General features: G+C 62.3%; 25 protein-coding genes and 1 tRNA gene. 8 read left to right on the top strand and 18 right to left on the bottom strand.

Annotated elements, in window-relative coordinates; translation table 11 throughout:
• Positions 1-13 precede the first annotated feature (13 nt).
• The 11 genes from Q8R81_RS02220 to Q8R81_RS02170 are packed head-to-tail and all read right to left on the bottom strand — an operon-like array spanning position 14 to position 9,499.
• Positions 14-1,621, bottom strand: coding sequence for a GMC family oxidoreductase (locus Q8R81_RS02220; protein WP_305615745.1), 1,608 nt, complete (start codon positions 1,619-1,621; stop codon positions 14-16).
• 21 nt (positions 1,622-1,642) lie between these two features.
• Positions 1,643-2,518 carry an oxaloacetate decarboxylase gene (locus Q8R81_RS02215; RefSeq protein WP_305615743.1) on the bottom strand — a complete coding sequence of 292 codons (876 nt, stop codon included), beginning with the start codon at positions 2,516-2,518 and terminating at the stop codon, positions 1,643-1,645.
• Entirely contained in the window at positions 2,505-3,431 is a 927-nt protein-coding gene (locus Q8R81_RS02210; protein ID WP_305615741.1) for an SDR family oxidoreductase, read from the bottom strand. Before Q8R81_RS02210 ends, Q8R81_RS02215 begins: the two co-directional genes overlap by 14 nt.
• A gap of 12 nt (positions 3,432-3,443) precedes the next feature.
• A complete protein-coding gene (locus tag Q8R81_RS02205) occupies positions 3,444-4,202 on the bottom strand; it encodes an SDR family NAD(P)-dependent oxidoreductase (protein WP_305615740.1) in 759 nt (252 codons plus the stop codon).
• Positions 4,202-4,492, bottom strand: a complete 291-nt coding sequence (locus tag Q8R81_RS02200; RefSeq protein ID WP_305615738.1) for a putative quinol monooxygenase — start codon at positions 4,490-4,492, stop codon at positions 4,202-4,204. The genes Q8R81_RS02205 and Q8R81_RS02200 overlap by 1 nt, the downstream gene beginning before the upstream one ends.
• Positions 4,493-4,494: 2 nt before the next feature.
• Positions 4,495-5,160, bottom strand: coding sequence for an NAD(P)-dependent oxidoreductase (locus Q8R81_RS02195; RefSeq protein WP_305615736.1), 666 nt, complete (start codon positions 5,158-5,160; stop codon positions 4,495-4,497).
• Positions 5,145-5,519 (bottom strand): hypothetical protein, encoded by a 375-nt coding sequence (locus tag Q8R81_RS02190; protein WP_305615734.1) that lies wholly within the window; start codon positions 5,517-5,519, stop codon positions 5,145-5,147. Before Q8R81_RS02190 ends, Q8R81_RS02195 begins: the two co-directional genes overlap by 16 nt.
• Before the next feature lie 29 nt (positions 5,520-5,548).
• Positions 5,549-5,941, bottom strand: coding sequence for a cytochrome c (locus Q8R81_RS02185; RefSeq protein ID WP_305615732.1), 393 nt, complete (start codon positions 5,939-5,941; stop codon positions 5,549-5,551).
• Entirely contained in the window at positions 5,938-7,458 is a 1,521-nt protein-coding gene (locus tag Q8R81_RS02180) for an FAD-binding oxidoreductase (RefSeq protein ID WP_305615730.1), read from the bottom strand. The genes Q8R81_RS02185 and Q8R81_RS02180 overlap by 4 nt, the downstream gene beginning before the upstream one ends.
• Entirely contained in the window at positions 7,455-8,624 is a 1,170-nt protein-coding gene (locus Q8R81_RS02175; protein ID WP_305615728.1) for an MFS transporter, read from the bottom strand. Before Q8R81_RS02175 ends, Q8R81_RS02180 begins: the two co-directional genes overlap by 4 nt.
• Positions 8,625-8,632: 8 nt before the next feature.
• The gene (locus tag Q8R81_RS02170) at positions 8,633-9,499 is read right to left on the bottom strand and encodes an SMP-30/gluconolactonase/LRE family protein (protein ID WP_305615727.1); all 867 of its coding nucleotides are present in this window, start codon (positions 9,497-9,499) and stop codon (positions 8,633-8,635) included.
• 389 nt (positions 9,500-9,888) lie between these two features.
• Between Q8R81_RS02170 and Q8R81_RS02165 the strand changes: the two genes are divergently transcribed.
• From Q8R81_RS02165 to Q8R81_RS02150, 4 genes are read left to right on the top strand one after another with little or no spacing between them, the layout of a single operon-like run.
• Positions 9,889-10,791, top strand: a complete 903-nt coding sequence (locus tag Q8R81_RS02165; RefSeq protein ID WP_305615726.1) for a CoA ester lyase — start codon at positions 9,889-9,891, stop codon at positions 10,789-10,791.
• Positions 10,788-11,981, top strand: coding sequence for an MFS transporter (locus tag Q8R81_RS02160; RefSeq protein WP_305615724.1), 1,194 nt, complete (start codon positions 10,788-10,790; stop codon positions 11,979-11,981). The genes Q8R81_RS02165 and Q8R81_RS02160 overlap by 4 nt, the downstream gene beginning before the upstream one ends.
• Positions 11,968-13,908: a PQQ-dependent dehydrogenase, methanol/ethanol family gene (locus Q8R81_RS02155; protein ID WP_305615722.1), complete on the top strand. Its 1,941-nt coding sequence runs from the start codon at positions 11,968-11,970 to the stop codon at positions 13,906-13,908. The genes Q8R81_RS02160 and Q8R81_RS02155 overlap by 14 nt, the downstream gene beginning before the upstream one ends.
• Positions 13,898-14,056, top strand: coding sequence for a cytochrome c (locus Q8R81_RS02150; RefSeq protein WP_305615720.1), 159 nt, complete (start codon positions 13,898-13,900; stop codon positions 14,054-14,056). Before Q8R81_RS02155 ends, Q8R81_RS02150 begins: the two co-directional genes overlap by 11 nt.
• A 31-nt stretch (positions 14,057-14,087) precedes the next feature.
• Here Q8R81_RS02150 and Q8R81_RS02145 read toward each other — a convergent pair whose 3' ends face one another.
• Entirely contained in the window at positions 14,088-15,107 is a 1,020-nt protein-coding gene (locus tag Q8R81_RS02145; RefSeq protein WP_305615718.1) for an aromatic ring-hydroxylating dioxygenase subunit alpha, read from the bottom strand.
• Between the two features lie 84 nt (positions 15,108-15,191).
• Here Q8R81_RS02145 and Q8R81_RS02140 point away from each other — a divergent pair, with 84 nt between their 5' ends.
• On the top strand, positions 15,192-15,734 hold the full coding sequence (locus tag Q8R81_RS02140; RefSeq protein WP_305615716.1) for a TetR/AcrR family transcriptional regulator C-terminal domain-containing protein: 543 nt from the start codon (positions 15,192-15,194) through the stop codon (positions 15,732-15,734).
• 301 nt (positions 15,735-16,035) lie between these two features.
• Here the strand turns inward: Q8R81_RS02140 and Q8R81_RS18330 are convergent, their stop codons facing one another.
• Together Q8R81_RS18330 and Q8R81_RS02130 are read right to left on the bottom strand one after the other, a co-directional pair.
• Complete coding sequence (locus Q8R81_RS18330) at positions 16,036-16,602, bottom strand: DUF6538 domain-containing protein (protein ID WP_371135288.1); 567 nt, start codon at positions 16,600-16,602, stop codon at positions 16,036-16,038.
• 74 nt (positions 16,603-16,676) lie between these two features.
• A tRNA-Gly gene (locus Q8R81_RS02130) sits at positions 16,677-16,750 on the bottom strand.
• Positions 16,751-16,910: 160 nt separating this feature from the next.
• Here Q8R81_RS02130 and Q8R81_RS02125 point away from each other — a divergent pair.
• From Q8R81_RS02125 to Q8R81_RS02115, 3 genes are all read left to right on the top strand, one after another.
• Positions 16,911-17,201 carry a DUF2218 domain-containing protein gene (locus Q8R81_RS02125; RefSeq protein WP_305615712.1) on the top strand — a complete coding sequence of 97 codons (291 nt, stop codon included), beginning with the start codon at positions 16,911-16,913 and terminating at the stop codon, positions 17,199-17,201.
• Between the two features lie 110 nt (positions 17,202-17,311).
• A complete protein-coding gene (locus Q8R81_RS02120; protein WP_305615710.1) occupies positions 17,312-18,256 on the top strand; it encodes a fumarylacetoacetate hydrolase family protein in 945 nt (314 codons plus the stop codon).
• 65 nt (positions 18,257-18,321) lie between these two features.
• On the top strand, positions 18,322-20,454 hold the full coding sequence (locus Q8R81_RS02115) for an acetate--CoA ligase family protein (protein ID WP_305615708.1): 2,133 nt from the start codon (positions 18,322-18,324) through the stop codon (positions 20,452-20,454).
• A gap of 54 nt (positions 20,455-20,508) precedes the next feature.
• Here Q8R81_RS02115 and Q8R81_RS02110 read toward each other — a convergent pair whose 3' ends face one another.
• The 4 genes from Q8R81_RS02110 to petA form a co-directional block, all read right to left on the bottom strand.
• Positions 20,509-21,045: an adenine phosphoribosyltransferase gene (locus Q8R81_RS02110; RefSeq protein WP_305615706.1), complete on the bottom strand. Its 537-nt coding sequence runs from the start codon at positions 21,043-21,045 to the stop codon at positions 20,509-20,511.
• A 132-nt stretch (positions 21,046-21,177) separates the two neighbouring features.
• On the bottom strand, positions 21,178-21,993 hold the full coding sequence (locus Q8R81_RS02105) for a cytochrome c1 (RefSeq protein WP_305615704.1): 816 nt from the start codon (positions 21,991-21,993) through the stop codon (positions 21,178-21,180).
• A 31-nt stretch (positions 21,994-22,024) separates the two neighbouring features.
• Complete coding sequence (locus tag Q8R81_RS02100; RefSeq protein ID WP_305615703.1) at positions 22,025-23,317, bottom strand: cytochrome b N-terminal domain-containing protein; 1,293 nt, start codon at positions 23,315-23,317, stop codon at positions 22,025-22,027.
• An 11-nt stretch (positions 23,318-23,328) separates the two neighbouring features.
• Positions 23,329-23,892 (bottom strand): ubiquinol-cytochrome c reductase iron-sulfur subunit, encoded by a 564-nt coding sequence (petA, locus tag Q8R81_RS02095; protein WP_305615702.1) that lies wholly within the window; start codon positions 23,890-23,892, stop codon positions 23,329-23,331.
• Between the last annotated feature and the right edge of the window lie 92 nt (positions 23,893-23,984).

Raw genomic sequence — 23,984 nt, 5'->3', positions numbered from 1 at the left:
GCAATGTCGTTCACTACAAGGCCGCGCGCCCAAGGATCATGTCCGAAACCTTGTCGCCCACTGCCATGATCGCTGCATGGGGATTGCCCGAAATCTGTGTCGGGAAGATCGAAGCATCGACCACGCGCAGATTTGCAATGCCGCGCACCTTGCATTCGCCATCGACGACAGCCGCGGCATCGATGCCCATCTTGCACGAGCCCATCGGGTGAGACGTGGTTCCAGCGACTGATTTCAGATAAGTCTCCAGCGCCGCATCGTCGGCCGGGGCAGTGGCGGGACGCGTGATTTCCCCCGCTACATCGGCAAAGGCGGGCTGCTTGATCATGCCGGTGAGCAGGCGGTAATAGGCCTTCATCCGCGCCATGTCGTTCGGGGCGGTGAGCAAGTTGTAGCAGATGCGCGGCGGCGCGGCGGGATCGGCCGACGCCAGCGTGACGCTGCCACGGCTTTCCGGGTGCGCCAGCCCGAAACTCATCATCAGCTTGTGCGGACCGGGTTTGGTGATGCCGGGATACCAGACTTTCGAAAGCATGGTTGCAGCCGCGAGATTCAAGCGCAGGTCCGGCGACCGATCCGTAGTGTTGGTCCTGACCGAACCCATAGCCACAATCGGTGGCCCTGCAGCAATACCGCCCAACCCCAGTGCCCATTGCACTAGCGAAAGTCCGAACCGATCGGCGCGAAGATTGCGGACAAAGCTGAGCGGCTGTTTCACGGTGAATTCAAAACTACCGCCGGGTTGATCGTTGAGATTACGGCCGACGCTAGCCAGGTCCAGCACCGGTTCGATGCCGATTGCGCGCAGCTCGTCTGCCGGACCGATCCCCGAAAGCAGCAGGATCTGGGGTGATGCGATCGCGCCTGCCGCAAGGATAACCTCGCGCCCGGCGTGAACCCGCTTGCGCTGGCCGTTGCGGAGATATTCCACGCCCGTAGCGCGGCCGTTTTCGACGATGATCCGTTGGACCTGCGCGCTGGTTTCAATCGTCAGGGTCGGCCGGCTGGAAATGGGCCGCAGGAAAGCATCGGCGGCGCTCACCCGGCGGCCGCGACGATCCACGTTCAGGTCCGACAGGCCAACGCCTTCGCCATCATTCGCAAGAAAGTCTTCGGTAACCGGCCAGCCCATCTGCCGGGCGGTTTCCAGAAAGACCGGGGTGAAGGGGCTGCGGCTGGCGACCGGGGAGACGGCTACTTCGCCACTGCCGCCATGGACGGCATCGACGCCGCGCCAATGGTTTTCGATCTTCTTGAAATAGGGCAGCAAGGCAGCGTAGTCCCAGCCTTCAAGGCCAAGGTCGCGCCATTGATCGTAATCGTGCGGGCTACCGCGATTGTAGATCGTGCCGTTGATCGCAGAGCTGCCACCCAGCCCCTTGCCGCGCGGGACGGGGATCTTGCGTCCGTCCAGACCGGGCTCGGGTTCGCTCCACAAGCCCCAACTGGTCTTCGGGTTGAACCACAATTTCGTTGCAGCCAGCGGCATCCGGTACAAAATGCTGCGGGTCGTCCCGCCCGCTTCCAGAAGCAGGACCTTGCCGCCGCCTGCCCCGCTCAACCGGTTGGCAAGGACGCAGCCTGCCGACCCTGCGCCGATTACGATGTAGTCTGGGTTCACAGGACAATCCTTGCGCGATCATCAGGCAAAATGGCGGTCCACTTCGGTCCATTCGGCGGTTTTCAGGTACTGGCCGATGACCCTGGGATCGAAATCGGCAGGCGCTGCGCCATTATCGTGGCGAATGGCGTCCAGCCCCTGTTGCATGGCTATGACGACGCGCCACAGGATTGCGGCGGGGTAGATGGCAACCTCGATCCCGATCTGCGCAAGCTCGTCCAGCGATGGCGCAAACCACGGCGTGCCGGACACGACGACCGCCATGATGGGAACGCGCACCGCATCGCGCAGGCGCTTGAAGGCGTCGGCATTGGCGAGACCGGGGACGATGACCGCATCTACGCCGATGTCTTGATAGGACACCGCCCGCGCAATCGCCTCGTCCAGATCGACCGCATAAGCCGCATCGCTGCGCCCGACGATCAGGAAATCGTCGCTGCTGCGTGCTGCGAGTGCGGCCCTCAATTTACCCTGAATCTCTTCCCGGGTCGAAACGGCGGGCGGGCGGTCCAGCCGGGGCGGCAGCACGAGATCTTCAAAGGCAATCGCTGCAACGCCAAGCTTTTCAAAGCTGCGCACCGTGCGCGTGACCGCCTTGGCATCGCCGAAGCCGTTTTCGCCATCGACCATGACCGGCAATTGCGAGCCTTCCATGATGCGACCCACCGCATCGCGATATTCACCAAAGCTTTGCAGGCCCGCATCCGGCAACGCCAGCTGGACCGCCGCCAAGGCGGAGCCGCCCACGCCATATGCGGAGAACCCTGCAGCCTCGATCATGCGCGCGCTCAGCGCGTCGTGCGCGCCGGGCAGCACCAGCGGACGCCCGGTGTTGGCCAAGGTCTTCAGGTCGAGTGCGGGACGCAAACCTGCGCGCTTTGGCTCAGCAATCGTCATAGCTACGGCCTTTGCAGAACTCGAAAACTTCGCGCAGCGTGTAGGGGTCTTTGCCCGTGATGAACTTGACGTGGTGCGACAGAATGGCGTGAAAACCCATGCTCCACGCGATGTCGGCGGTCACCATTTCATCGCTGGCCCACAGATGGGTATCTGGGTGCGCGTCCATGCTTTCGGAATAGGTGCGGGGCACCCCCATCGCATCGAACTGCGCATACCGCTCTTCCGTCGTCACCGGCACATATTCGATCGGCACATTATAGATTTCGGCTGTCAGCGCCGCGATGTCGCGAAAGCCGAACAGTTCGGTTCCGCTGATCTCATACGTCGCGCCGTTGTGCAGGTCCGGGTGCATCAGGCACGTGGCGGCGCACAAGGCGATGTCGCGCTTGGAAACAGGCGCCATCAGACCTTCCCCCGCCGCCTGAATCCATTTGCCGGTCCGCAGCGCTGGCTGCGAGGCAATCGTAGGGAAAACCTCGGCATATGTGGCGTTGCGCAGGACGGTGTAGCCCAACCCTGAATCGCGCAAGTCCCCTTCGGTGACGATATGATCGGTCGCCGACAGCGTGGGATTGCGCGGATGGATGCCCGCAACCGAGGTGTAGACGATATGCTTGATGCCGGCCCTTTTGGCGGCATTGATCGCATTGCGATGTTCAGGCACCCGCTTTGTCACCGCCAACCCGCTGATCAGCATCAACGTGTCGGACCCGGCATAAGCCGCTTCCAGTGCCGCCGGATCGTTGTAATCGCCAGCGTGGACAGCAACGCCGAGTTGCGCCCTGTCGGCCAGTTTTTCAGGCGTCCGGGTGACCAATGCCAGATTGGCAGGCGCGATCTGGTCGAGCAGGATGGCGGTAATCCGTCGCCCCAAATCGCCCGAGGCACCGCTGATGACGATGTTATGCATGTGTCGTTGTCCTCATTGAACCACCACGCCGCCATCCACGCTGAGCAAGGCGCCAACCATGTAGCTGGCCGCGTCAGAGCAGAGGAACAGTGCGGTTTGCGCAACCTCTTGTGGCGAAGCGATGCGGCCGATGGGCGCTTGCGCGTTCATCGCCTCACGCGCGCCGGGCTGGGCCAACGCGCCTGCCAGCATCGGCGTATCGACAAATCCCGGGCAGATCGCATTCACCCGGATGCCGTGCCCGATCAGATCGAGCGCCGCCGCCTTGGTCAGCCCGGCAACACCGTGCTTGCTGGCGACATAGGCAGCCATCCCCGGCGCGGCGATCAGCGCGGCGATGGAAGCGGTGTTGACGATGGCGGTACCGCCAGAAGCCTTGAGCGCGGGCACTTGCGCCTTCATCGCGTAGAATACGCCGCTTAAGTTCGTGGCGAGCAAGGTGTCCCAGTTCTCGACCGAGAAATCCTCAAACGCCCCGCCGATGGCCGATGGCATTCCGGCGTTGTTGAACGCGATATGCACCGCGCCATATGTCGCCAGCGCGTGATCGACCATCGCCTGACACGATGCCGGGTCGGACACATCTACAAACACCGCGCTGGCGATGCCGCCGCTTTCCGAAATGGCCTTTGCGCCCTGTTCGGCCAAGGCAATATTGCGGTCAGCCAGCACGACTTGCGCGCCTTCTGCTGCAAAGGCTTGCGCAGCAGCAAGGCCGATGCCGCCCGCCGCGCCCGTTACCAGCACCACTTTGCCGGCAAAACGAGCCATCAGGCGACGACTTCCAGCCATTCGACGGTGGGCGGTCCCGAAAGGCACGCGCTCATCGCGGGCATCATTTCCAACACATAATCATAGGTCTGATGTGCAAGCTGGGTTTCCCAGCTTTCGAACAGTTGCATCGACACATAGCGCGTGTCGCAATCGCGATCGCGGGTCAGATTATACAGCGAATAGCTGGGATCGCGTTCGCGGATATTGTGGACGTGCTGCGTCGTCGCAGCCTCGAAGTCCGCTTGTTTGCCCGGTGTGATATCAAAGTGAATCAGCATAGCTTTCATGATCAATACCCCACGGTAAAGCGTTCGCGGTGATGCGCAGGTGTCACAACCTCGTCGATGAGCACCATTGAATAGTCTTCGAGCGAGATGCGGCTGGTGCCGTCGGCGGCAAACAGCATGTCGTTGGCGCTCGTGCGGAAAACGCCAGTGCGCTCGCCGGGGCGGAGCCATGCTGACGGGGCCAGAAACACCCAGTCGAGATCGGTCACATCCTTGAGCATGTAATAGAGCGCGCGCGTCCCCAAAATCGAATTGCGGTAGGGGTCGAACTCTTTGTCCCAATGCGAGGAATCAATATATTCCTTGCCCTCGGGCGTCATCAAACTGGCTGCCCCGCCAACGCAGACAAGGCGCGGTACGCCCGCCGCACGGGTGGCGGCAATGATCGCCTCATGACCCGCGACGCTTTGGTCATAGACTTCATCCGGGCTGGAAGTGCGGCCGGGGTGGAAGGCATGAATGACCGTATCATGGCCGCGCAACGCTTCGGTCAGCGCAGGAACGTCAAACACGTCGCCAGCCGTGGTGGTCAGATGGTCATGCGCTGCCAGCGCAGCCGGATTGCGCACGACCGCCGTGATATCAAGTTCGGGCCGAGACAGGGCTTCAGTCAGAATGTGGCCGCCGACAAAGCCGGTGGCACCAAGAAGAGCTACTTTTCGTTGCATGATGCGTCCTTGGGTTTTGAGGTTGATAGTTGCGGCGTAGAGCGCGCTGAAAGATTCACGCCGAACATATCGCCCCCGCGCGGCGTAACTTTGATCGACAGTTGCGCCTCACGGCCCAACTGGCGCAGCATCAGCGCCATATCCCAGCGCACGAGTGCGACTGCTCCGCTAACCGCCACACTTTCGCGCAGGCCGTTTTGCCATTGCCGGACTAGGTCACCCAGCAGGATGCCGCCATCTGGCGAAGACTTCGCGAGCCGGGCGTCGAGCAAGGCTAGAGGCGCGGCGAAGGACTTTGCCTGCGCCATCGCCGTCACCCCGCTCCCGGCGGCCAGTGCCGTCGCCGAGGTGGCTGCCATGACAAACGATCGGCGTGTCAGCGCGGCCTTCATGGCACTTTCCCCTTGGCCAGATAGGCGGCGATCCGGTCAAGCTGAACGTCGCTTACCTCGCCCCGATTGATGCGCGGCATATTGCCGATGCCCTGCCGAGCCGCGAGTTTGACATAGTCCGTCGTCAAGTCGTCGCGCTGTTCCAGACGCGCAATGGCCGGGTCCATGCGCCGCGCCAGCAAGACCGTGCCCATCCCCATCTGGCGGTGGCACATGCCGCATTTTTCGACGAACAGCGCCTCATCGGGCGAATGCGACGAACGGTCCTGCATCACGCCGCGAAACGGATTGACCACTTGCGCGCCATTGTCCTTAGCAGGCGGCGGCTGCGCACCAACGGCTGCAGCGCAAAGAGCAAGCCCGGCGATGATCAAGCTGGCCCGCTTCATGGCCGCTTCCCCTTGGGCCAGATACCGCTTTTGCCCGGCGCGATAATGCCGTTGGGATCGAGCGCGTCCTTCACCCGCGTATTCAACCGGCGCAGCGCATGGTCGTTGAAGTCATAGCAATCGGCAACAAGGTCCATGTAGTCGATATGCGTGCGATATTCGCCGTAGCGATGCGCGCTGGCATCGGCGACCAGTGCGCGGAACATGCTATCCACCCGGCCCATCATCGCGGGATCATCCTTGTTGTAGAGGATCTGGTTGACGTTCGTCAGGCTGCGTTCGCCCATCGCGAAGCTGGCGTGATAATCCATGCCGTATTGCTGATAGAGCGCATAAGTGCGCTTGAACTGGTCCATTGCCAGATCGCCGCTCGGCGGCAGGACCGGCGAATAGCCGACATGGCCGCCGCGCCCGCCGTGCCAGTTGGCATTGGCCAGCGGAAAGCTGACCGGAACGCCCGTGACCGGAGACCCCTCGGGCGGATCGCCGCGCTTCCACAACGCAGGCTTTTTCGACTGGATCGGCTTCTTGTCGAACGCCCGGTCGAGCACCCGCATCGACGCCTCGACCACATCGAGATGGCCGTAGAACCGCACCTGAACGCTCCACCAGCCGATCTTGAACCGATCCCGGATGGCAGCCACGACCTTGTCGTCCAGCGGGCCGTCGTCTTTGGTCCACTGTTCGCGCGTGGTCATCACCGCCGCCGATCGCAGCCAGTTGCCGATGCTCGGCGATTGCTGGATCAGCCCATCGCGGCGCAGCGGCATCAGCGTGTCGATCGCCCAGCCGAGATCTTCGGGCTTGTCGAATTCATAGTCATAGCCCGCCACCGCCTCCGGCTCGGGCATCAACCACAGACCAAGTTTGGTCACGATGCCGAGGTTGGATTGGCAAAACATCGTGTCCCAACCGGGACCAAAGCCGTTGCGATAGAGCGTCCAGTTGGGCGAGCCGTCCATTGCGCCCATCCCCGTGCGCACCAGATCACCATCGGGCAGCACCACTTCAAGCCCGCAGATGCGCGAGGCGTGATCGCCGTAGGACGTATAACCCACGCCACGGTCGAGCGCGTTGCCGGCAACCGAGCCCCAGCTATTGCCCGGCACCGAAAGCCACAACGGAATGCCCTTGGACTGCAAATGGTCATAAAGGTCGAAAAACCCGACGCCCGGCTCGACCAGCACGGTTCCGGTTGCGGCATCGACCTCGATCTTTTTCATGCGCGACAAATCGAGCACCACCGCGCCGCGCGTGACCGGCGCAGATCCGCCATAGCCGAAGTTTTTGCCCCGACTGATCGGCCACAGCGGCACGCGGTACTGGTTGGCAATCCGCACGATTTCACGCACTTCTTCGGCACTGGCCGGGGCAAGGGCGCCAGCAGGTTCGTGCTTGGATTCGTCGGCCGCGAAATGGTCGGCATAGGCATTGCGATCTTCTTCGGTGATCATCACCTGATCTTTGCCGATGGCTGCGGCAAATGCGCGCCATGCTGCGGGGTTGATCGAGTTCATGCCAATGCCTCCCTCTGGCGCGTTCGCACCACCGACAGCGCAACCGGCAACATCAGCATGATCATGGCCGCGCAGACATAATAGGGCGCGTCGGCATTCTGGCCGAACGTCCATCCAAAAAAGGGCGGCGCAACAATGCGGGCAAGCGCGTTGGACGCCATCAATAGCCCCATGACGCTGCCCTGCCGTTCGGGCGGTGTGCCGCGCGAAACGAGTGCCCCCGCATTGGGAAACGCAAGGCTATGCCCCATCATCAACAGCGACATCAGCACAACAGACGCGGCTGGCAGCTTGATGATCGGCTGCAACAAAATGGCGATGATCAGCACGGTCAGGCCACCAACGATGATCCACGCTTCGCCGAAGCGTTTGACCAGCGGACCGATCAGAAACGCCTGCACGAACAGGCCCGCCGCGCCCACCGCGATGAACGTCAGCCCCACCTCATGCGCGCTCCACGCAAAATTGCGCTCGGTCCACAGGCCGAAGATCGCCTCCATCGAGGAGAAGGCAGCGATGCCGAAAAAGGCGATCAGGAACAGCCGCAGCAAAAGCGAATGGCTGCCGACAAAGATCCACGCCTCACGATAGCGCGGCGCAGGTCGCGCCTGCCCGTCCGTGGGCCGTGTTTCGGGCAAAGCGAGCAGAGCCCATGCGGAAGCACCTGCGGCCAGCAAGGCTGCAGCATAAATCGGCGGGTGGAACCCGGCCGCGCCCAATTCCGGCACCGCCAGCAACCCGCCAATCGCCGGACCTGTGGCAAACCCCAGGTTAAATGCTGCGCCGAAATAGCCCATGCTGCGCGCCCGCTCCTGCGGCGGCGTGATGTCGGCGATCACCCCCTGTACCACGCCGAGCGTGCCGCTGAAAAAGCCGCTGACGATGCGGATGGCGATGGCGACGCCAAGGCTCGGTGCATAGGCAAACGCCACATAGGTCAGCGCGGCGGCGGCGGTGGTAATGATCAACACCGGCTTGCGCCCGATGCGGTCCGACTGGCGCCCCCAGAAGATCTCGCCGAACACGTTGCCCAGCGAATAGGCCGCAAACAGGCACGCCACCCCGAACGAGGATGCTCCGAACAGCGACCCATAAAACGGCAGCAGCGGCAGGATCAGGCTGAAACCGGCGATGTTGAGAAACACCAGTACCAGCAGCAGTGGCATCGGTCCCTTCATGCGCCGAACCTCGGCTCGGGCAAGCCGGTCACACCAAGTCCATCGATGACGAACATCGCACCGTCCTGCGGATCAGCCTCTCGCCCCAGGAATGCTGGGCTGAGCGTGGGCACGAATAACCGGTCAAGTGCCGGGCCGCCGAACATCACGCTACCGGGCAGATTTTGCGGAAACTCGATTATGCGTTCTACGCTGCCATCGGGGCGGAACCGGACGATCTTGCCGCCTTCGCAGATCGCGCTCCAGATATGGCCTTCGGTATCGACCGTGGCGCCATCGGGAATGCCGCCGAGATCCTCGGTACTGGCAAAAGCGCGGCGATGGGCGACTGTCCCCGTGTCGATATCGTAGTCATAGGCAAAGATCGTCTTGCGGATGGAATCGGCGTGGTAGAACGTCGCGTCGTCGGGCGACCAGCAAGGGCCGTTTGCCAGGAAGATGTCGTCGTCGATCACGCGCAATTCGCGGGCTCCGGGGTCGAGCGCGAACAGCTTGCCGCGCGCTTCCTTCATCCCGCGATCGCTTGAACCGACGATAAAGCGGCCACGGCGATCGACTTTGCCATCGGCCAGTTGGACCTCATCGCTTAGATGCGGGCTGGTCGCCAGCAAGGTGCAATCACCGCTGTCAAAGTCCAGCGTGTAAACCCCGTCACCCAGCGCCACGATCGCTCCGCCGCCTGCGCGCAAGGCCATCGATCCGACAATGTCGGGCAAGGCCCAGTGCCGCGTTTCATGCGCCTCCGGGTCATGGCGAAACACTTGCCGCCCCAGAATGTCGATCCAGTACAGCGCCTGTTCGACCACATCCCAGACAGGTCCTTCGCCGATGATTGCCATTGGCACATCAAGCCGGGTGATCATTTTCCCGATCCTCTCCAAGTGGGCTTTCAGCCTCTATTTAATACCCTTAAATGATGCGCCGCGAATCGCCACCGTGTCAAGCCGAGCTGGAGACTTTTCGATTTTGAGCAAAGCTGGGTCACAAATACTCACCATAGCCCCATCATGGGGACTTCTGTGACTGTGCTCCCTGTATTGCCGTCCTAAAAAAGCAGAAAATGACACTTGAACAACGATAACATGATGTTGGAGAAGGAGGGACTTGTCCCGATGAATTTGACCGTAAGGGGCAACAGCCCAACGCTCACCCGAATTACAACAGCGTCGCGCGGCGATGCGGTTCCGCGCCTGTCTCCCAGTAATGCGGCACCTAACGCACATTTCCTGACCGTCGAAAGGAATCCCGCCCAATGAAGCTGCGCCGCACCACCATATTCATCCCCGGCAGCATGGACGAGGCAGCGCAGCGCGAACTCATCCAGACCTGCGGTGCAGATCTCATCTGCCTTGATGTCGAAGATACGGTTGCAGCCCCGCGCAAGGCCGAAGCGCGCGACCGCATTGTGCGGTTGCTGCATGAGGATATCTGGGGCAGGTCGGCGCGCGCGGTGCGGATCAACGCAGTCTCGTCAGCTTATGCCGCCGATGACCTGGCGGTGATCGTCGGGCAGGCGGGCGGGCGGGTCGATACGCTGTTCCTGTCCAAACCGGACAAGGTCGAGGAAATCCGCTGGATCGACGGGCGGATCGAAGCCTTGCGCGCGGAGACAGGCTTTGCGAACGCCATCGGTTATGTCGTCGGGATCGAATCCGCTTATGCCCTGACCAATATCGACATGCTGGCCTTGTGCTCGCCCAATGTCGAGGCGCTGGGCTTTGCCATCGGCGACCTTTCGGGTTCGCTGGGGATGCACATCTCCGCCTATTTGATGGACCGCTCGCTTTATCCGGGCGACATGTACCATTTCCACCGTGCGCGGATCATCCTGGCGGCGCGCACTTATGGCCTGTGGGCGCTGGATGCGCCGTGGCCGCTGATCAACGACCACGCAACGCTGGCCGAAGATGCCCGCTGGGGCGCTATGATGGGGTTTGATGGGAAGCTGGTGCTGGCTGCCGAACAAGTGCGGATCGTCCATCAGGCCTATCGCCCCACCGAACCGGAACTGGCCCGGGCACGTGCCATGATGGCCCGTATGGCAGAGCTGACCGCCGCGAACGAGGGCGCTGGCATGTCCGATGGCGAGTTCCTCGACCCGGTGGTGATCGCCCCTGCACTCGCCACCATCGCCCGCGCCGAGGCACCTTTATGAGTCCGCGCCAGGTCTTGCTTTTATGTGCCTTTGGAGCCTTTCTCGACGGCTATGACATTCAGGCGCTCGGGCTGGCGATCCCCGGTCTGGCGCAGCATATGGCCGTTCAACCCACGGAGTTTGCCCCCGCGCTGTCCGGCTCATTGGCGGGCATGGCGGCAGGTGCATTGCTGCTTGCCCCGTATGCCGATCGCTTTGGGCGGCGAAACATGATGGTGCTCGCGCTGCTGCTGATCGGGCTGACTACAATGGGCGCGATCATCGCCGCCACGCCGGGGCAACTGGCGCTGTGGCGAACGGCGACCGGATTGGGCATGGGCGCGCTCTTGCCGCTCGCAGTGACAATGTCTGCTGAAGCAGCGCCTGCTGCGAGGCGGGTATTCATCGTCACGCTGATTGCCTCCTGCTCCGGTCTCGGATCGTTTGCGGCAGGCCTTCTGGCCCCGGTGCTGGACAAGCAGTGGGGATGGCAGGGAATCTTAGCGGTTGGCGCGGCCATGCCACTGTCGGCTGCCCTGGCGTTTGGCGCCATGCGCGATGCGGTCCCTGCCTCACAAAGCGAACGGTCGGCGATCAGGCCAACCAGTTTGCCCGCTGCGGTGGCGGGGTTGTTTTCTGCCCCTTACCGTTGGCGCACGATCCTGCTGTGGAGCATATTCTTCATCAGCCTGTTCGCCACCTATTCGCTGATAAGCTGGTTGCCGACTTTGCTGACCACCGCCGGGTGGGCGCGGCCCGATGCCATGCGCGCGACGGGTTTTCTGGCGCTGGGCAGTATCGCAGGCGGGCTGTTGCTGGCTCGTGCGGCTGACAAGGGCCATGCAGTGCCTGCACTTGCCGGTGCCTACGTGCTGGCGGCCACGGCCTTTGCCTGCATAGCCACGGCCCCATCCTCCAAAGCAGCGTGGATCGCGCTGATCGTCGCCGTAGGAGCGGGGTCCATCGGTTCGCAACTTGCGCTCGGGTCGTTGGCCTCGACCTTCTACCCCGCCACCATCCGCGCCACCGGCGTGGGCTGGTCGAGCGGCATCGGCCGGTTCGGGTCGATCTTCGGGCCGCTCGCGCTGGCAGGCCTGATGTCTTTGCATATCCCGCCAGCCCATATCATCGGCTTTCTGGCCGTGCCGATGGCAATCTGTGCGCTGCTGGTGTGCTTGCTCAAACGGGCGCTTGTCCATGAAGCTGCGTAATGCATTCATCATCGCCGCGCTGGCACTGACCGGCGCTTCTGCTCCTGACGAGCACTGGACCAGCTATGGCCGCGACGCGAGCGAACAGCGGTTCAGTCCGCTGGATCAGATCAACGTGGACACCGTCGCGCAGCTCGGATTGGCATGGCGTTTCGACATGCGCGACGGTCGCGGGGTGGAAGCAACCCCGCTGGAAGTTGACGGCGTGCTCTATGTCACGTCGGCATGGAGCGTGGTCTATGCACTCGATGCGACCAATGGCAAACCTCTGTGGGAGTTTGATCCCGCCGTTGATCGCGCGGTAGGAGCAAGGGCGTGCTGCGATGCGGTCAATCGCGGGCTGGCCTACCGCGATGGCAGGATTTTCGTGGCGGCACTGGACGGCAGGCTGATCGCCGTCGATGCTAAAACCGGCACACAAATATGGGCGACGCAAACGCTCGACGGCGGGAATTGGCCCTATGTCATCACCGGCGCTCCGCGCGTGGCGGGCAAGCTCGTGCTGATCGGCAACAGCGGGGCAGACCTTGGCGCGCGAGGCTATGTCACCGCCTATGATACGGACACGGGCAAGCTCGCATGGCGGTTTTTCACCGTACCGGGCAATCCCGCCAATGGCCCCGACCACGCCGCGTCCGATCTTATCATGGCGAAAGTGGCCGAGACATGGGCCGGTGAATGGTGGAAACAGGGCGGCGGGGGCACGGTCTGGGATTCGATCACTTATGATGCGGCGCTTGGCCAAGTGTACATCGGCGTCGGCAACGGATCACCGTGGAACCGGCAAGTGCGGTCGGCGGACAAGGGCGACAACTGGTTCCTCGCCTCGATTGTCGCACTGGATGCCCGCACAGGCGAATATCGTTGGCACTATCAGGCAACCCCCGGCGATACATGGGACGCCACGGCTACGCAGTCGATCATCCTTGCCGATGCGACGGTTGCCGGAAAGCCGCGCAAGGTGCTGATGCAGGCACCCAAGAACGGGTTTTTCTATGTGATCGACCGGCGCACGGGCAAGCTGCTGTCGGCCGGCAATATCGTGCCCATGGCCAGAACCGCCGATACGCCGAAGGGCGCGCCGATCAGCTGGGCTTACGGCATCGACATCAAGACCGGCAGGCCGCTGGAAAACCCCGAGGCGCGCTATCCCGGCAACACCCGCGTGATGGTGCACCCCACCGGCATGGGCGCGCACAGTTGGCAGCCGATGGCGTATAGCCCGAAGACCAATTTCGCCTTCATTCCCGCCCAGGATTACGCCGCCACCTTTCAAGCCGATCCGCAGTATCAGCCCATCCCCAACGCACGCGCCAGCGGGTTGATGCCGGGCGGCGGCATTCCGCAAGACAATGCCTTGCGCTCCGCCATTGCCAAAAGCGTACATGCCAAGCTGATCGCCTGGGATGTCGCCGCGCAAAAAGCGGCGTGGACGCTGGACTATGCCTTTGCCGGCAATGGCGGCGTTCTGGCCACAAACGGCAATCTGGTGTTTCAATCGGGCGCAGACGGCATTTTTCGCGCGATAAATGCGGTGACCGGCAAGTTGATGTGGACCTTCGATGCACAGGCAACCGCCATGGGCGGGCCGATTACCTATCGCATTGGCGGCACCCAATATATCGCGATTGCCATCGGCAACGGCGGCGCACACTGGCTGGCAGGCGGCTTGAGTTCGCCCCAGCGCAAGGCCTTGCCGACCGGCCGCGTGCTGGTGTTCAAACTGGGCGGGAGCTTGGTCTATGATCGCACAGACACCGCGCCCGACCCGGTCAATCCGCCCGAGCCGGTAACCAGCGACAAGGCGGTGCTGGGTCGTGGTGCCGAGAAATATGGCGTCTTCTGCGCTGCGTGCCACGGATTTGGTGGGATCAGCGGTCAGGTACTGCCCGACCTGCGCCGGTCGCCGGTCGCCGGTGACGCATGACGCTGCGGCGTTTCGCATGGTCGTGAAAGACGGGGCATTGCTGGCCAATGGCATGCCCCAATTCGGCGCGGAACTGCCCGACGATGATGTCGAGGCCATCCGCGCCTTCGTGGCCGATGAGGCCCGCTTCATCGCCGCCACGAAATGAGGCTCTGGCAAACGGGGTGCGGCAGGTCTGCTCAAGCCGCTGCCAGACGCTCCACCAACCGGTTGAAAATCGTCACGCCCTTGTCGTGCACGGTGGGCATGATCCTTGGGTCAGGCGTCGCATCGATTATTCTTTGCTGGCCCTCGATCATCGCCTTGTCTTCGGCAAAGGCCATCGCCGCAACTTCCATCAGTGCGTCGCGCATGGCTTCGTCGCCGTGGTTGCGGTGGGGTCCCCACGAAAAGAAATAGCGGGCGGTGCCATCGCCGGTAGGCGTGACGGCCTGACTGGTAAATGTCGTGCCGCCTTCGACCAGGGCAAAATCGGGAGGCCCGAAATTGCTCGCCTGCGCGGTGCCGACAGGAAAGTTGCCGCCGGTCATCAGCAGCACACCGGGGATCAGAAAGTCGTAGGTAGACCACACATCGGCCGGCCCGCTGCCACCACGCTGCGGCAGTCCCGGCGCATCGGTAACCCAGCGTTCGACGCGGATGCCGCGCTCCAGCGGCGTGATCTTGGGCAGGCTGTCGGCAAACACGCCGGTAGCCTGGAAACTGGCCGCGTGGACATACGTCAGGTGGCTGAAATCGAGCAGATTGTCGTTGATCAGCCGCGCCTCGGCCGCATAGTCGAGGAAGCCGCGCCCGAGGATGTAGTCCGGATCGTCAAAGCCCACAGCGGGCGGGATCAGCGCCGGATCGGCGAGAGCCGGGTCGCCCATCCACACCCATGCCCAGCTGTGGCGGTCGACCACCGGATAGGACCGGATACGGGCACCATCGGGGATCTTGTCCTGCCCGGGGATTTCAATGCACAGGCCCTCGGCATCATAGAGCAGGCCGTGATACATGCAGCGCAACGAGGCACCCTCGCAGCGCCCCGACGAGAGCGGCGCGAGGCGGTGCAGACAGCGATCCTCATGGGCGCGCAACACGCCATCTGCCCACCACAGCACAACCGGTTCGCCAAGGATGGAGATGGCGCTGGGTGCATCGCGCGGCAGATCGGGCGTCCAGCCGGCAACATACCAGGCATCGCGAACATACGTCATGGTACTCTCCCCTTATCTCATTGAACAGTGTTCAATGAACAACGTTCACTTGTCAAGCGTCGCCGCGCTGCCCACAGTGCCGGGATGAAGCTCGATGCCCCGCAAATCACTCAAGCTGCCCTCGAATTGTTGCAAGCCGATGGCCTTGACGGGCTGTCGATGCGGACATTGGCCGCCAAACTCGGGGTCAGGGCCTCGGCGCTGTACTGGCATGTCGCCGACAAGGATCGGCTCTATGCATTGATGGCTGCGCAGTTTTACGCCTCTGCCTATACGTGTGCAAACGAGGCGGGATCAGCGCGCGCATGGCTCGAAGCATTGGGCCGCCAATTTCGCGCCGTCCTGCTCGATTATCGCGATTCGGCCCGCCTTTGCGCGATCGCCCCGCCCGACGAGCCGCGCTCGCAAGAGATCACGGGCAGGATTACCGCACGGCTCGTTGCGCTGGGCATGGCCGAATCCGAAGCGCTGGGCGCCATCGCCTCGGTCCTCGCGCTGACCTTGGGCTGGGTTGTGTATGAACAATCGCGCAGCATGCACGAACATCTTGCCGGCATGATGGATCTTGACGCCACGTTTTCCGACGGGCTTGTTGCGCTGCTCGACGGTTTGACGTCGCTCCGTTGACGGCATTGATCGCGCGTCAAAACCGATCAGCGTACCCGGCACAGTGCGTTCGATATGGCCATACCCGCGCATGCCGTCGCTCCGCCTGAGCAGAATGGCCTGTTCGATGTAGCGGCGGTTTGCCTCGGCGTCGATTTGCCGGACACCCATATAGCTGTCCCACGGTGCGGTGTACCGAAAATACATCGTCTCGGGAGAGTCGCACACCGTGCCGTCGAACGAGCCGCCAGCATAGGCAATCCTGAAATCGAAAGGATCGTGGATGTGGGTTATCGCGTCCTCCTGGGGAAGGCGCCGACACTCATATCTGGGCGGCATCAGCCCACTCGCCTTCGAAGCCAAGGTGGCCTATTGACATGGGTGACCGGCGCAAAACCGTTACAAATCCAGTCTGGTGCGCCAGCATCGTCCGCGCTGATCGTCGCTTGGTCGGATCACCGAGGTATCGGTGATAGACCTGAGAGAGCGGCATCCCAGTCGTCATCGCAGGCGCTCTTTCAGATCGTGGCTTGATCGTCTCAGTTACAGTTTGAGGCACGGTGGCAGGGGGGAGCAATCGACCCTCGACAGCCAAACCGATCTCAAGACGCTTTGCCTCGACCATCGCATCAATATCAGCAGCGACCTTGCGGCTCATCCTGATCGCTATGGACAGGCTGTGTGTCATCAATGATCGCTTCACATGAGTGCAGCCAACGCCAGCCCTCAAATCAGCAGGAACTCTCACCCGAAACTGATAAACCGACCCTCTCAAAGACAGTCCGCGTGTGGACCGTTTGTGACCCAACCGTGTGACCCACTGTTGAGGACGATTTCCTGAACGATTTGAAAGCGTTGATATGGAATTGGGCGCGCCATTGTGACCCACTTCCGTGACCCAAACGCGTGCCTCGTCCCTTTCAGGGGCATTTTTCTGAGGTGTTTCAGTGATTTGTGAGGAGGTGGAGCGGGTAGCGGGAATCGAACCCGCCTAGCTAGCTTGGAAGGCTAGTGCATTACCACTATGCTATACCCGCCCGGGCAGCGCGGCTCTGTGCAGAGCCGAGTGGTGGGGCGCGCTTGCCACGGCAGGGGCGGTTTCGTCAACCTTGCATTGGCGTGGAGTGGCCGGGGACTTGACGTGGCAAATATAAGATATATCTTAGAGCTTACATGAAAGCTGTGAAAGATCCCCCGATGTCCGCAAGCCAAGCAATTGTCCCAACCGCCAGCGCCAGCCGCTATCTCCAGCAGCTATGCAAGCATTGGGGCCACAAGTTTGAGGTCTCCTTCGATCCGCAGCAGGGACGTGTTGTCCTCCCGCTTGGGCCGGTGGAGATGAAGGCAAGCGACACCGCGTTGGAAGTGACCTGCCGGATCGAGGGCGACGGCGACCTTGATCGCATGCAGCAGGTTGTTGCCGATCACCTCAATCGCTTCGCTCACCGCGAAGGCGAGCTGGTGTTCGATTGGCAGCCTGCCGCCTGACGCTGCACTCCGTCCCATTCACCGCGTCTATGGCAAGCAATCAAAACCATTGCTTTGCGGCAATTTGGACGAGGGGCTAGTTCATCCTCCCAACAAACCGGGAGAATGGCATGCGTCTGGCAACCTTGAACGATGGCACGCGCGATGGGCGTCTGGTGCTGGTATCTCCCGATGGCACGCGTTGCGCCCCGGCACCGGCGGCCACGCTTCAGCAGGCGATGGAAGATTGGGGCACTTTTGCAGCATCTTCTGCGGCAATTGAAGACTACCCAGAAACGCTCGACCCCGGGCAGGTGCTGGCTCCGCTGCCGCGTGCGTGGCAGTGGCTTGATGGGTCGGCGTTTCCGAGCCACGGCGACCTGATGGACGCAGTGTTGGGCATCACCAAGCCCAAGACCGATCTGCCGCTGATGTATCAGGGCATGTCTGACACATTCCTTGCGCCGCTGGCCGATGCGCGCTTCCCTTCGGAAGACCTTGGCATCGATTTTGAAGGTGAGTTCGGCGTGATCGTCGATGCCGTACCGATGGGCACCAGTGCCGCCGATGCACTGGCCCACATCAGGCTGGTGGTGCAGATCAACGATTGGTCGCTGCGCACGCTGGCCGGGCCGGAAATGAAGACCGGCTTCGGCTGGGTAGGGGCCAAGCCTGCCTGCGGCATGGCACCCTTTGCCGTGACGCCTGATGAACTGGGCGATGCCTGGGTGGATGGCCGCGTTGGTCTTGATCTGCTGGTGGACTGGAACGGTGAGCGTTTCGGTGCGGCCAATGGTGCAGCGATGGGCTTCGGTTTCCATGAACTGGTTGCCCATGCGGCCCGCACGCGGGATCTGGTGGCGGGTACCGTGATCGGATCGGGCACGGTATCCAACGCCAATTTCCGCGAGATCGGCTCCTCGTGCATCGCGGAGCGGCGCGGGATCGAAGTGCTCGATATGGGCGAGCCGAAAACGGCGTTCATGGCGTTCGGCGATTCGGTGCGGATGGAAGCTGTCGATTCCGGTGGCCGCGCGCCCTTTGGCGTACTGCACCAAAAGGTGGTTCGCGCCTGATCCGACGCCACTTGCCCTTCCTCCGATAATTGTTATAGCGCATAGCGAAAATCGGAGGATGCCGCATGTCTGAAGCAGGTAAGTCCAATCCCACTTTGGCTCACGCCGCGCTTGATCGTTTCCTGCGCCCGAAGTCGGTTGCCGTTGTCGGTGCGTCCGACAAGCCCGGCGCGCTGGGGGCAACGATCCTCACCAACCTTGATCGCAATGGCTATGCCGGTGCGGTCTATCCGGTGAATCCGAAGCGCGAAGAGATCATGGGCAAGCGCTGCTACAACTCGGTCGATGCGCTGCCCGAGGGTGTGGACGTGGCCGTGCTGGCCATCCCGCGCGTGGGCGTGCTGGATGCGGTGAAGGGTCTGGCGGCGCGCAAATGCGGCGGCGTGGTGATCTTCTCGGCGGGCTTTGCCGAAGGCGGCGAGGAAGGCCTTGCCGAACAGCGCGAGATTGCCCGGATCGCGCATGATGCGGGCATGGTGGTCGAAGGGCCGAACTGCCTCGGCCTCGTCAACTATGTTGACCGCATTCCGCTGACGTTTGTTGAAACCACTGCCGTGCCGCCCGGCGGAAAGCGCGCCATTGGCATCGTTTCGCAATCGGGTGCGATGGCAGCGGTGCTGGGCACCATGCTGCTCGCGCGTGATGCAGGCGTGTCCTACTCGGTCTCCACCGGCAACGAAGCGGCGAGCGGCGTCGAAGACTATGTCGATTGGCTGGTCGATCAGGACGATACCCATGTCATCGCGATGATCGTCGAACAGTTCCGCAAGCCGCAGGCGTTTCTTGCCGCTGCCCGGCGGGCGAAGGCGGCAGGCAAGCCGGTGGTGTTGCTCCACCCCGGCAAATCAAGCGCAGCGCGTGAATCCGCAGCTACCCACACCGGCGCAATGGCAGGCGATTACAAGCTGATGCGCGCAATGGTTGCGCGCGCGGGGGTGATTTTTGCCGAGACGCTGGAAGAGCTGGGCGACATTGCCGAGATCGCTGTGCGCTGCGCGGCGCTGCCTTCGGGCAGCACGGCGGTGCTGGGCGAATCAGGGGCGTTCAAGGCGCTGACGCTGGATCTGGCTGAAGAACTCGATCTGCCGCTGGCCGATCTGCACGACGAGGATTCGCCGCTGTTGCGCGCTGCGTTGCCAGCGTTCGTACCGGTGTCCAATCCGCTCGACATTACCGCACAGGGCCTGTCCGAACCGGCGATCTACACGCGCTGCATCGAGGCGCTGCTTGCGGATGATCGCGTTGGCACCGTTCTGGCCGGGATCATTCAGGCCGAGCCGATCACGTGCGCGATCAAGTTTCCGGCGGTGCTTGCCGCTGTCGAGGGCAAGACCCTGAACAAGCCGGTGATCTTTGCCGGGCTGGACGAAGGCGCTGACGTTCCGGCAGAGCGTATCGCCGCGCTGCGCGCTGCGGGCCTGCCGTGGTTCCCGACCACGGAACGCGCACTGCGGGCGATCACGCGGCTGACGCATTGGTCGGCGCTGGATCTGTCGGTCACTGATCTTCCAGCGACTCCGCTGGCCGGGCTGGACGTGGTTTCGGGCGTGATCCCGGAATACAAGTCCAAGGACTTGCTCGGCCCGATCGGCATTTCGTTCCCCAAGGGTGGATTTGCCGCCAGCGCCGATGCGGCTGTCGCTGCGGCTGATGCCGTGGGCTATCCGGTGGCGATGAAGGCGCAGGCGGCTGCGCTGGGCCACAAGAGCGATGCAGGCGGGGTGATCCTGAACCTTGCCGATGGCGCTGCCGTGCGCGAGGCGTGGGAGCGCATCCACACCAATGTCGCCGCCTATTCGTCGGCCATCAAACTCGACGGCGTGCTGATCGAGGCGATGGGCAAGCGCGGCATGGAAATGATCGTCGGCGCCAAGAACGATCCCGAATGGGGTCCGGTGGTGCTGGCGGGTTTCGGCGGCGTGACCGCAGAAATCCTGCAAGACGTGCGGTTGCTGACGGCTGACCTCACGCAGGATGCTGTCGAGGCCGAACTGATGAAGCTCAAGAGCGCCGCGCTGCTGAGCGGCTATCGCGGCTCGCCCGCACTGGACGTGCCCGCGCTGGCCGCGCTGATCGTAAAGGTCGGGCAGGTGTTGCGGGCGGAACCGTCCATCCGTGAAATCGACCTCAACCCGGTGATCCTGCACCCACTGGGTGAAGGTGTGGTCGCGCTTGATGCACTGATGCTGGTGGATTGAATTTCGCAACCATTGAAGATGAGAGGGCGGCCCGATGGGCCGCCCTTTTGCGTTTCAATGCCCCGGAAAGTCCATAAGCGCGTCCACGGTTAGCCCTGCATCGCGCAATCGGGCTGCTCCGTGAAGGTCAGGCAGGTCGATCACGAAGAGGGCGTGCGTCACGGCGGCTCCCGCTGAGCGCAGAAGTTCTGCTGCGGCAAGGGCGGTGCCGCCGGTGGCGATGAGGTCGTCGACGATGACAACGCGCTGGCCTTCGACGATGGCGGTGGGATCAATCTCCAGCCGGTCGCGCCCGTATTCCAGCGCGTAGTCCACGCCTATGGTGGGCACGGGCAGCTTGCCCGGCTTGCGCACGGGGATGAACCCAAGGCCCATGCGTGCCGCCACGGCAGCACCGAAGATGAAGCCGCGCGCTTCCATGCCTGCGATGGCTTCTGCGCCCGCTGCTTCCGCCATTTGCGCCAGATGATCGATACAGGCGGAAAAGCCTGCGCCGTGTGAAATCAGCGTGGTGATGTCGCGGAACAGGATGCCCGGGGCAGGAAAATCCGGCACAGTGCGCACGAGGTGCTTGAGTTCGTCGGGTGTCATTCCAGGCTTTCTAGCGGGGTATGACGCCGGTGTCTCGGCGTTGCATCTTTCGATAGTATGACTGAAATGCCGGGCAAAGAAAAAGGCCACCGTTTCCGGTGACCTTTGTTCTTGTTGCCAGTGGCAGAACGATCAGTGCTTATCAGCCCAGACGTTCTTCTTGGCAAGATAGGCAAGGACCGTTGCGGCCAGCAGGAAGCCGAGCACGGCCCAGCCGGTCTGCTTGCGCTTGTCGGCCTTGGGTTCTGCCGTCCACATCAGGAACGCCGAAACGTCCTGCGACATCTGGTCAACAGTTGCCTTGGTGCCGTCCGAGTAGGCGACCTGATCGTCGCTGGCGATCGGGGCCGGCATGGCAAGGTTCAGGTTGGCGAAGTACGGGTTGTAGTACAGGCCATCCGGGGTCTTGGAGTCCGGGAACTTCTTGAGAAGTTCAGCGGGCTGTTCCTGATAACCGGTCAGCAGCGAATACACATAGGCACCACCGTTGTGACGCGCCTTGGCGATCAGCGAGAGATCGGGCGGCACGCCTTGCCCTGCATAATAGACGGTCGGGATGTAGTCAGAGGCGATGTTGTCACGCTCGGCACGTTCGCCGCTCTTCGGGTCGAAGGTCGGCTGCTTGGTGCCCCACTGCTTGGCAATCGCCTTCACTTCGCCTTCCGAATAGCCGAGATCGGCCAGATCGCGGAATGCGACGTGCTTGAGCGAGTGACAGGTTGCGCAGACTTCCTTGTAGACCTGGAAGCCGCGCTGCAGCTGCTGCTTGTCGTACTTGCCGAAGACGCCATCGCTGGCGAACTTCACGTCCTTGGGGTGGAGATGGAACTCGTGCTCTGCCGTGGGGGCAGCGGGTTCCGTGATCGCGGAGTAGGCGCCGTTACCGAACGACCAGAGCAGCGCGACCGCGAAGAACAGGCCTACCAGGGGGCCAAAAAGACGGACCATGGGGTTCTCTTTCTCTTACGCTTCGTGGCTGTCAGGCAGCGGTAGGGTTGGCGTTGAGCACAGCGCTCTCATCCTTGCCCAGCACGGCTTCGGTGATCGAGAACGGAAGCGGTTCCGGCTTTTCGATCGAGGAGACGAGTGGGAGAATGATGAGGAAGTGCGCGAAGTAGTAAAGCGATGCCAGCTGGCTGAGCATCACGAAGGGTTCTTCAGCCGGAGCGCCGCCGCAGTAGAACAGGATCGCCATGGTCGGGATGAGACCGAACCAGAAGAACTTGCGGAACAGCGGACGGTAGTGGCCCGAGCGCACTGGCGAGGTATCCAGCCAGGGCAGGAAGAACCACACCAGGATCGAGCCGAACATGGCGAGCACGCCCATCAGCTTGGCCGGGATGAAGAAGAAGTCATACGTGAAGGCGCGCAGGATCGCGTAGAATGGCCAGAAGTACCATTCAGGCACGATGTGTGCGGGCGTCGAAAGCGGGTTTGCCGGGATGTAGTTGTCCGGGTGGCCCAGCGCGTTCGGTGCAAAGAACAGGATCGCGCAGTAGATCAGCAGGAACACGCCCAGTCCGAAGCCGTCCTTCGCCGTGTAGTACGGGTGGAACGGAACGGTGTCGCTTTCAGCCTTCACTTCAACGCCGGTCGGGTTGGACGAGCCGGGGATGTGCAGCGCCCAGATGTGCAGGATGATGACACCTGCAATCACGAACGGCAGCAGGAAGTGGAGCGAGAAGAAGCGGTTCAGCGCGGCGTTATCAGGCGCAAAGCCACCCAGCAGCCAGATCTGAAGCGGTTCGCCGACGACCGGGATCGCGCCAAACAGGCCGGTGATGACCTTGGCACCCCAGAACGACATCTGGCCCCAAGGTAGCACGTAGCCCATGAACGCCGTTGCCATCATCAGCAGGAAGATGACCACGCCGAGCAGCCAGATCATCTCGCGCGGGGCCTTGTACGATGAGTAGAAGAAGCCACGGAAGATGTGCAGATAAACGACGACGAAGAACGCCGAGGCACCGTTGGCGTGCGCATAACGCATCATCCAGCCCCAGTTGACGTCGCGCATGATATGCTCGGTCGAATCGAAGGCCACCAGCGCGTTTGGCGCATAGTGCATGGCCAGGATGACGCCGGTGATGATCTGAAGCATCAGGCAGAAACCGGCAAGCACGCCGAAGTTCCACATGTAGTTCAGGTTGCGCGGCACCGGATAACCGGCACCGACGGCGTTGTAGACGAAACGCGGCAGCGGCAGCTTTTCGTCAAGCCACTGTGTCAGGCCGATGGCCGGCTTGTATTCTTTTGCCCAGGGAAAGCTCATGTTTCCTGTCCTCAACCGATCTTCACGACAGCGTCGGAGATGAATGAATACTCGGGCACCTCAAGATTCTTGGGTGCCGGACCCTTGCGGATGCGCGCTGCGGTATCATAGTGCGAACCGTGGCACGGGCAGAAATAGCCGCCAAATTCACCCTTCACTTCGCCTTCGCCCGCGCCCAGCGGCACGCAGCCGAGGTGGGTGCAGACGCCCATCGTGATGAGCCAGTTGGTCTTGCCTTCCTTGGTCCGCTCTTCCAGCGTCTGCGGATCGCGCAGCGAGGAGGCGTCAACCTTGTCGGCCGAGGCGATCTCTGCCGGGGTCAGATTGCGGATGAAGACCGGCTGCTTGCGGAAGATCGCCTTGATCGCTTGTCCCGGCGTGATCGCCGAAATGTCGATCTCGGTCGAGCTTTGCGCCAGCACGTCTGCCGATGGTGCCATCTGACTCACCAGCGGGAACAGCACGGCTGCGCCGCCCACCCCCGCAAAACTCACCGCCGCGATATTGATGAAATCGCGCCGGCGCACGCCTTCTCCGGCTTCTGCCGAAGTGTCGATGCTCGCCTGTTCAGCCATTGAATTTCCCTGCCTGCTGCCGCCGTGCGCGCGAATCGCACACGGTCCAACTTGCCCTTACGGAACGGTTCGGGACGACCGCACCGGTGCAT

Origin of the sequence: Novosphingobium sp. (assembly GCF_030696665.1) — a bacterium.
GTDB lineage: Bacteria > Pseudomonadota > Alphaproteobacteria > Sphingomonadales > Sphingomonadaceae > Novosphingobium.
This window is presented reverse-complemented; position numbering and strand designations above follow the sequence as displayed.

Coding starts and splice junctions, on each gene's coding strand:
- Q8R81_RS02215 (WP_305615743.1), bottom strand. CDS start 2,518: ATGACGATTGCTGAGCCAAAGCGCGCAGGTTTGCGTCCCGCACTCGAC.
- Q8R81_RS02210 (WP_305615741.1), bottom strand. CDS start 3,431: ATGCATAACATCGTCATCAGCGGTGCCTCGGGCGATTTGGGGCGACGG.
- Q8R81_RS02205 (WP_305615740.1), bottom strand. CDS start 4,202: ATGGCTCGTTTTGCCGGCAAAGTGGTGCTGGTAACGGGCGCGGCGGGC.
- Q8R81_RS02200 (WP_305615738.1), bottom strand. CDS start 4,492: ATGAAAGCTATGCTGATTCACTTTGATATCACACCGGGCAAACAAGCG.
- Q8R81_RS02195 (WP_305615736.1), bottom strand. CDS start 5,160: ATGCAACGAAAAGTAGCTCTTCTTGGTGCCACCGGCTTTGTCGGCGGC.
- Q8R81_RS02190 (WP_305615734.1), bottom strand. CDS start 5,519: ATGGCAGCCACCTCGGCGACGGCACTGGCCGCCGGGAGCGGGGTGACG.
- Q8R81_RS02185 (WP_305615732.1), bottom strand. CDS start 5,941: ATGAAGCGGGCCAGCTTGATCATCGCCGGGCTTGCTCTTTGCGCTGCA.
- Q8R81_RS02180 (WP_305615730.1), bottom strand. CDS start 7,458: ATGAACTCGATCAACCCCGCAGCATGGCGCGCATTTGCCGCAGCCATC.
- Q8R81_RS02175 (WP_305615728.1), bottom strand. CDS start 8,624: ATGCCACTGCTGCTGGTACTGGTGTTTCTCAACATCGCCGGTTTCAGC.
- Q8R81_RS02170 (WP_305615727.1), bottom strand. CDS start 9,499: ATGATCACCCGGCTTGATGTGCCAATGGCAATCATCGGCGAAGGACCT.
- Q8R81_RS02165 (WP_305615726.1), top strand. CDS start 9,889: ATGAAGCTGCGCCGCACCACCATATTCATCCCCGGCAGCATGGACGAG.
- Q8R81_RS02160 (WP_305615724.1), top strand. CDS start 10,788: ATGAGTCCGCGCCAGGTCTTGCTTTTATGTGCCTTTGGAGCCTTTCTC.
- Q8R81_RS02155 (WP_305615722.1), top strand. CDS start 11,968: ATGAAGCTGCGTAATGCATTCATCATCGCCGCGCTGGCACTGACCGGC.
- Q8R81_RS02145 (WP_305615718.1), bottom strand. CDS start 15,107: ATGACGTATGTTCGCGATGCCTGGTATGTTGCCGGCTGGACGCCCGAT.
- Q8R81_RS02140 (WP_305615716.1), top strand. CDS start 15,192: ATGAAGCTCGATGCCCCGCAAATCACTCAAGCTGCCCTCGAATTGTTG.
- Q8R81_RS02125 (WP_305615712.1), top strand. CDS start 16,911: ATGTCCGCAAGCCAAGCAATTGTCCCAACCGCCAGCGCCAGCCGCTAT.
- Q8R81_RS02120 (WP_305615710.1), top strand. CDS start 17,312: ATGCGTCTGGCAACCTTGAACGATGGCACGCGCGATGGGCGTCTGGTG.
- Q8R81_RS02115 (WP_305615708.1), top strand. CDS start 18,322: ATGTCTGAAGCAGGTAAGTCCAATCCCACTTTGGCTCACGCCGCGCTT.
- Q8R81_RS02110 (WP_305615706.1), bottom strand. CDS start 21,045: ATGACACCCGACGAACTCAAGCACCTCGTGCGCACTGTGCCGGATTTT.
- Q8R81_RS02105 (WP_305615704.1), bottom strand. CDS start 21,993: ATGGTCCGTCTTTTTGGCCCCCTGGTAGGCCTGTTCTTCGCGGTCGCG.
- Q8R81_RS02100 (WP_305615703.1), bottom strand. CDS start 23,317: ATGAGCTTTCCCTGGGCAAAAGAATACAAGCCGGCCATCGGCCTGACA.
- petA (WP_305615702.1), bottom strand. CDS start 23,892: ATGGCTGAACAGGCGAGCATCGACACTTCGGCAGAAGCCGGAGAAGGC.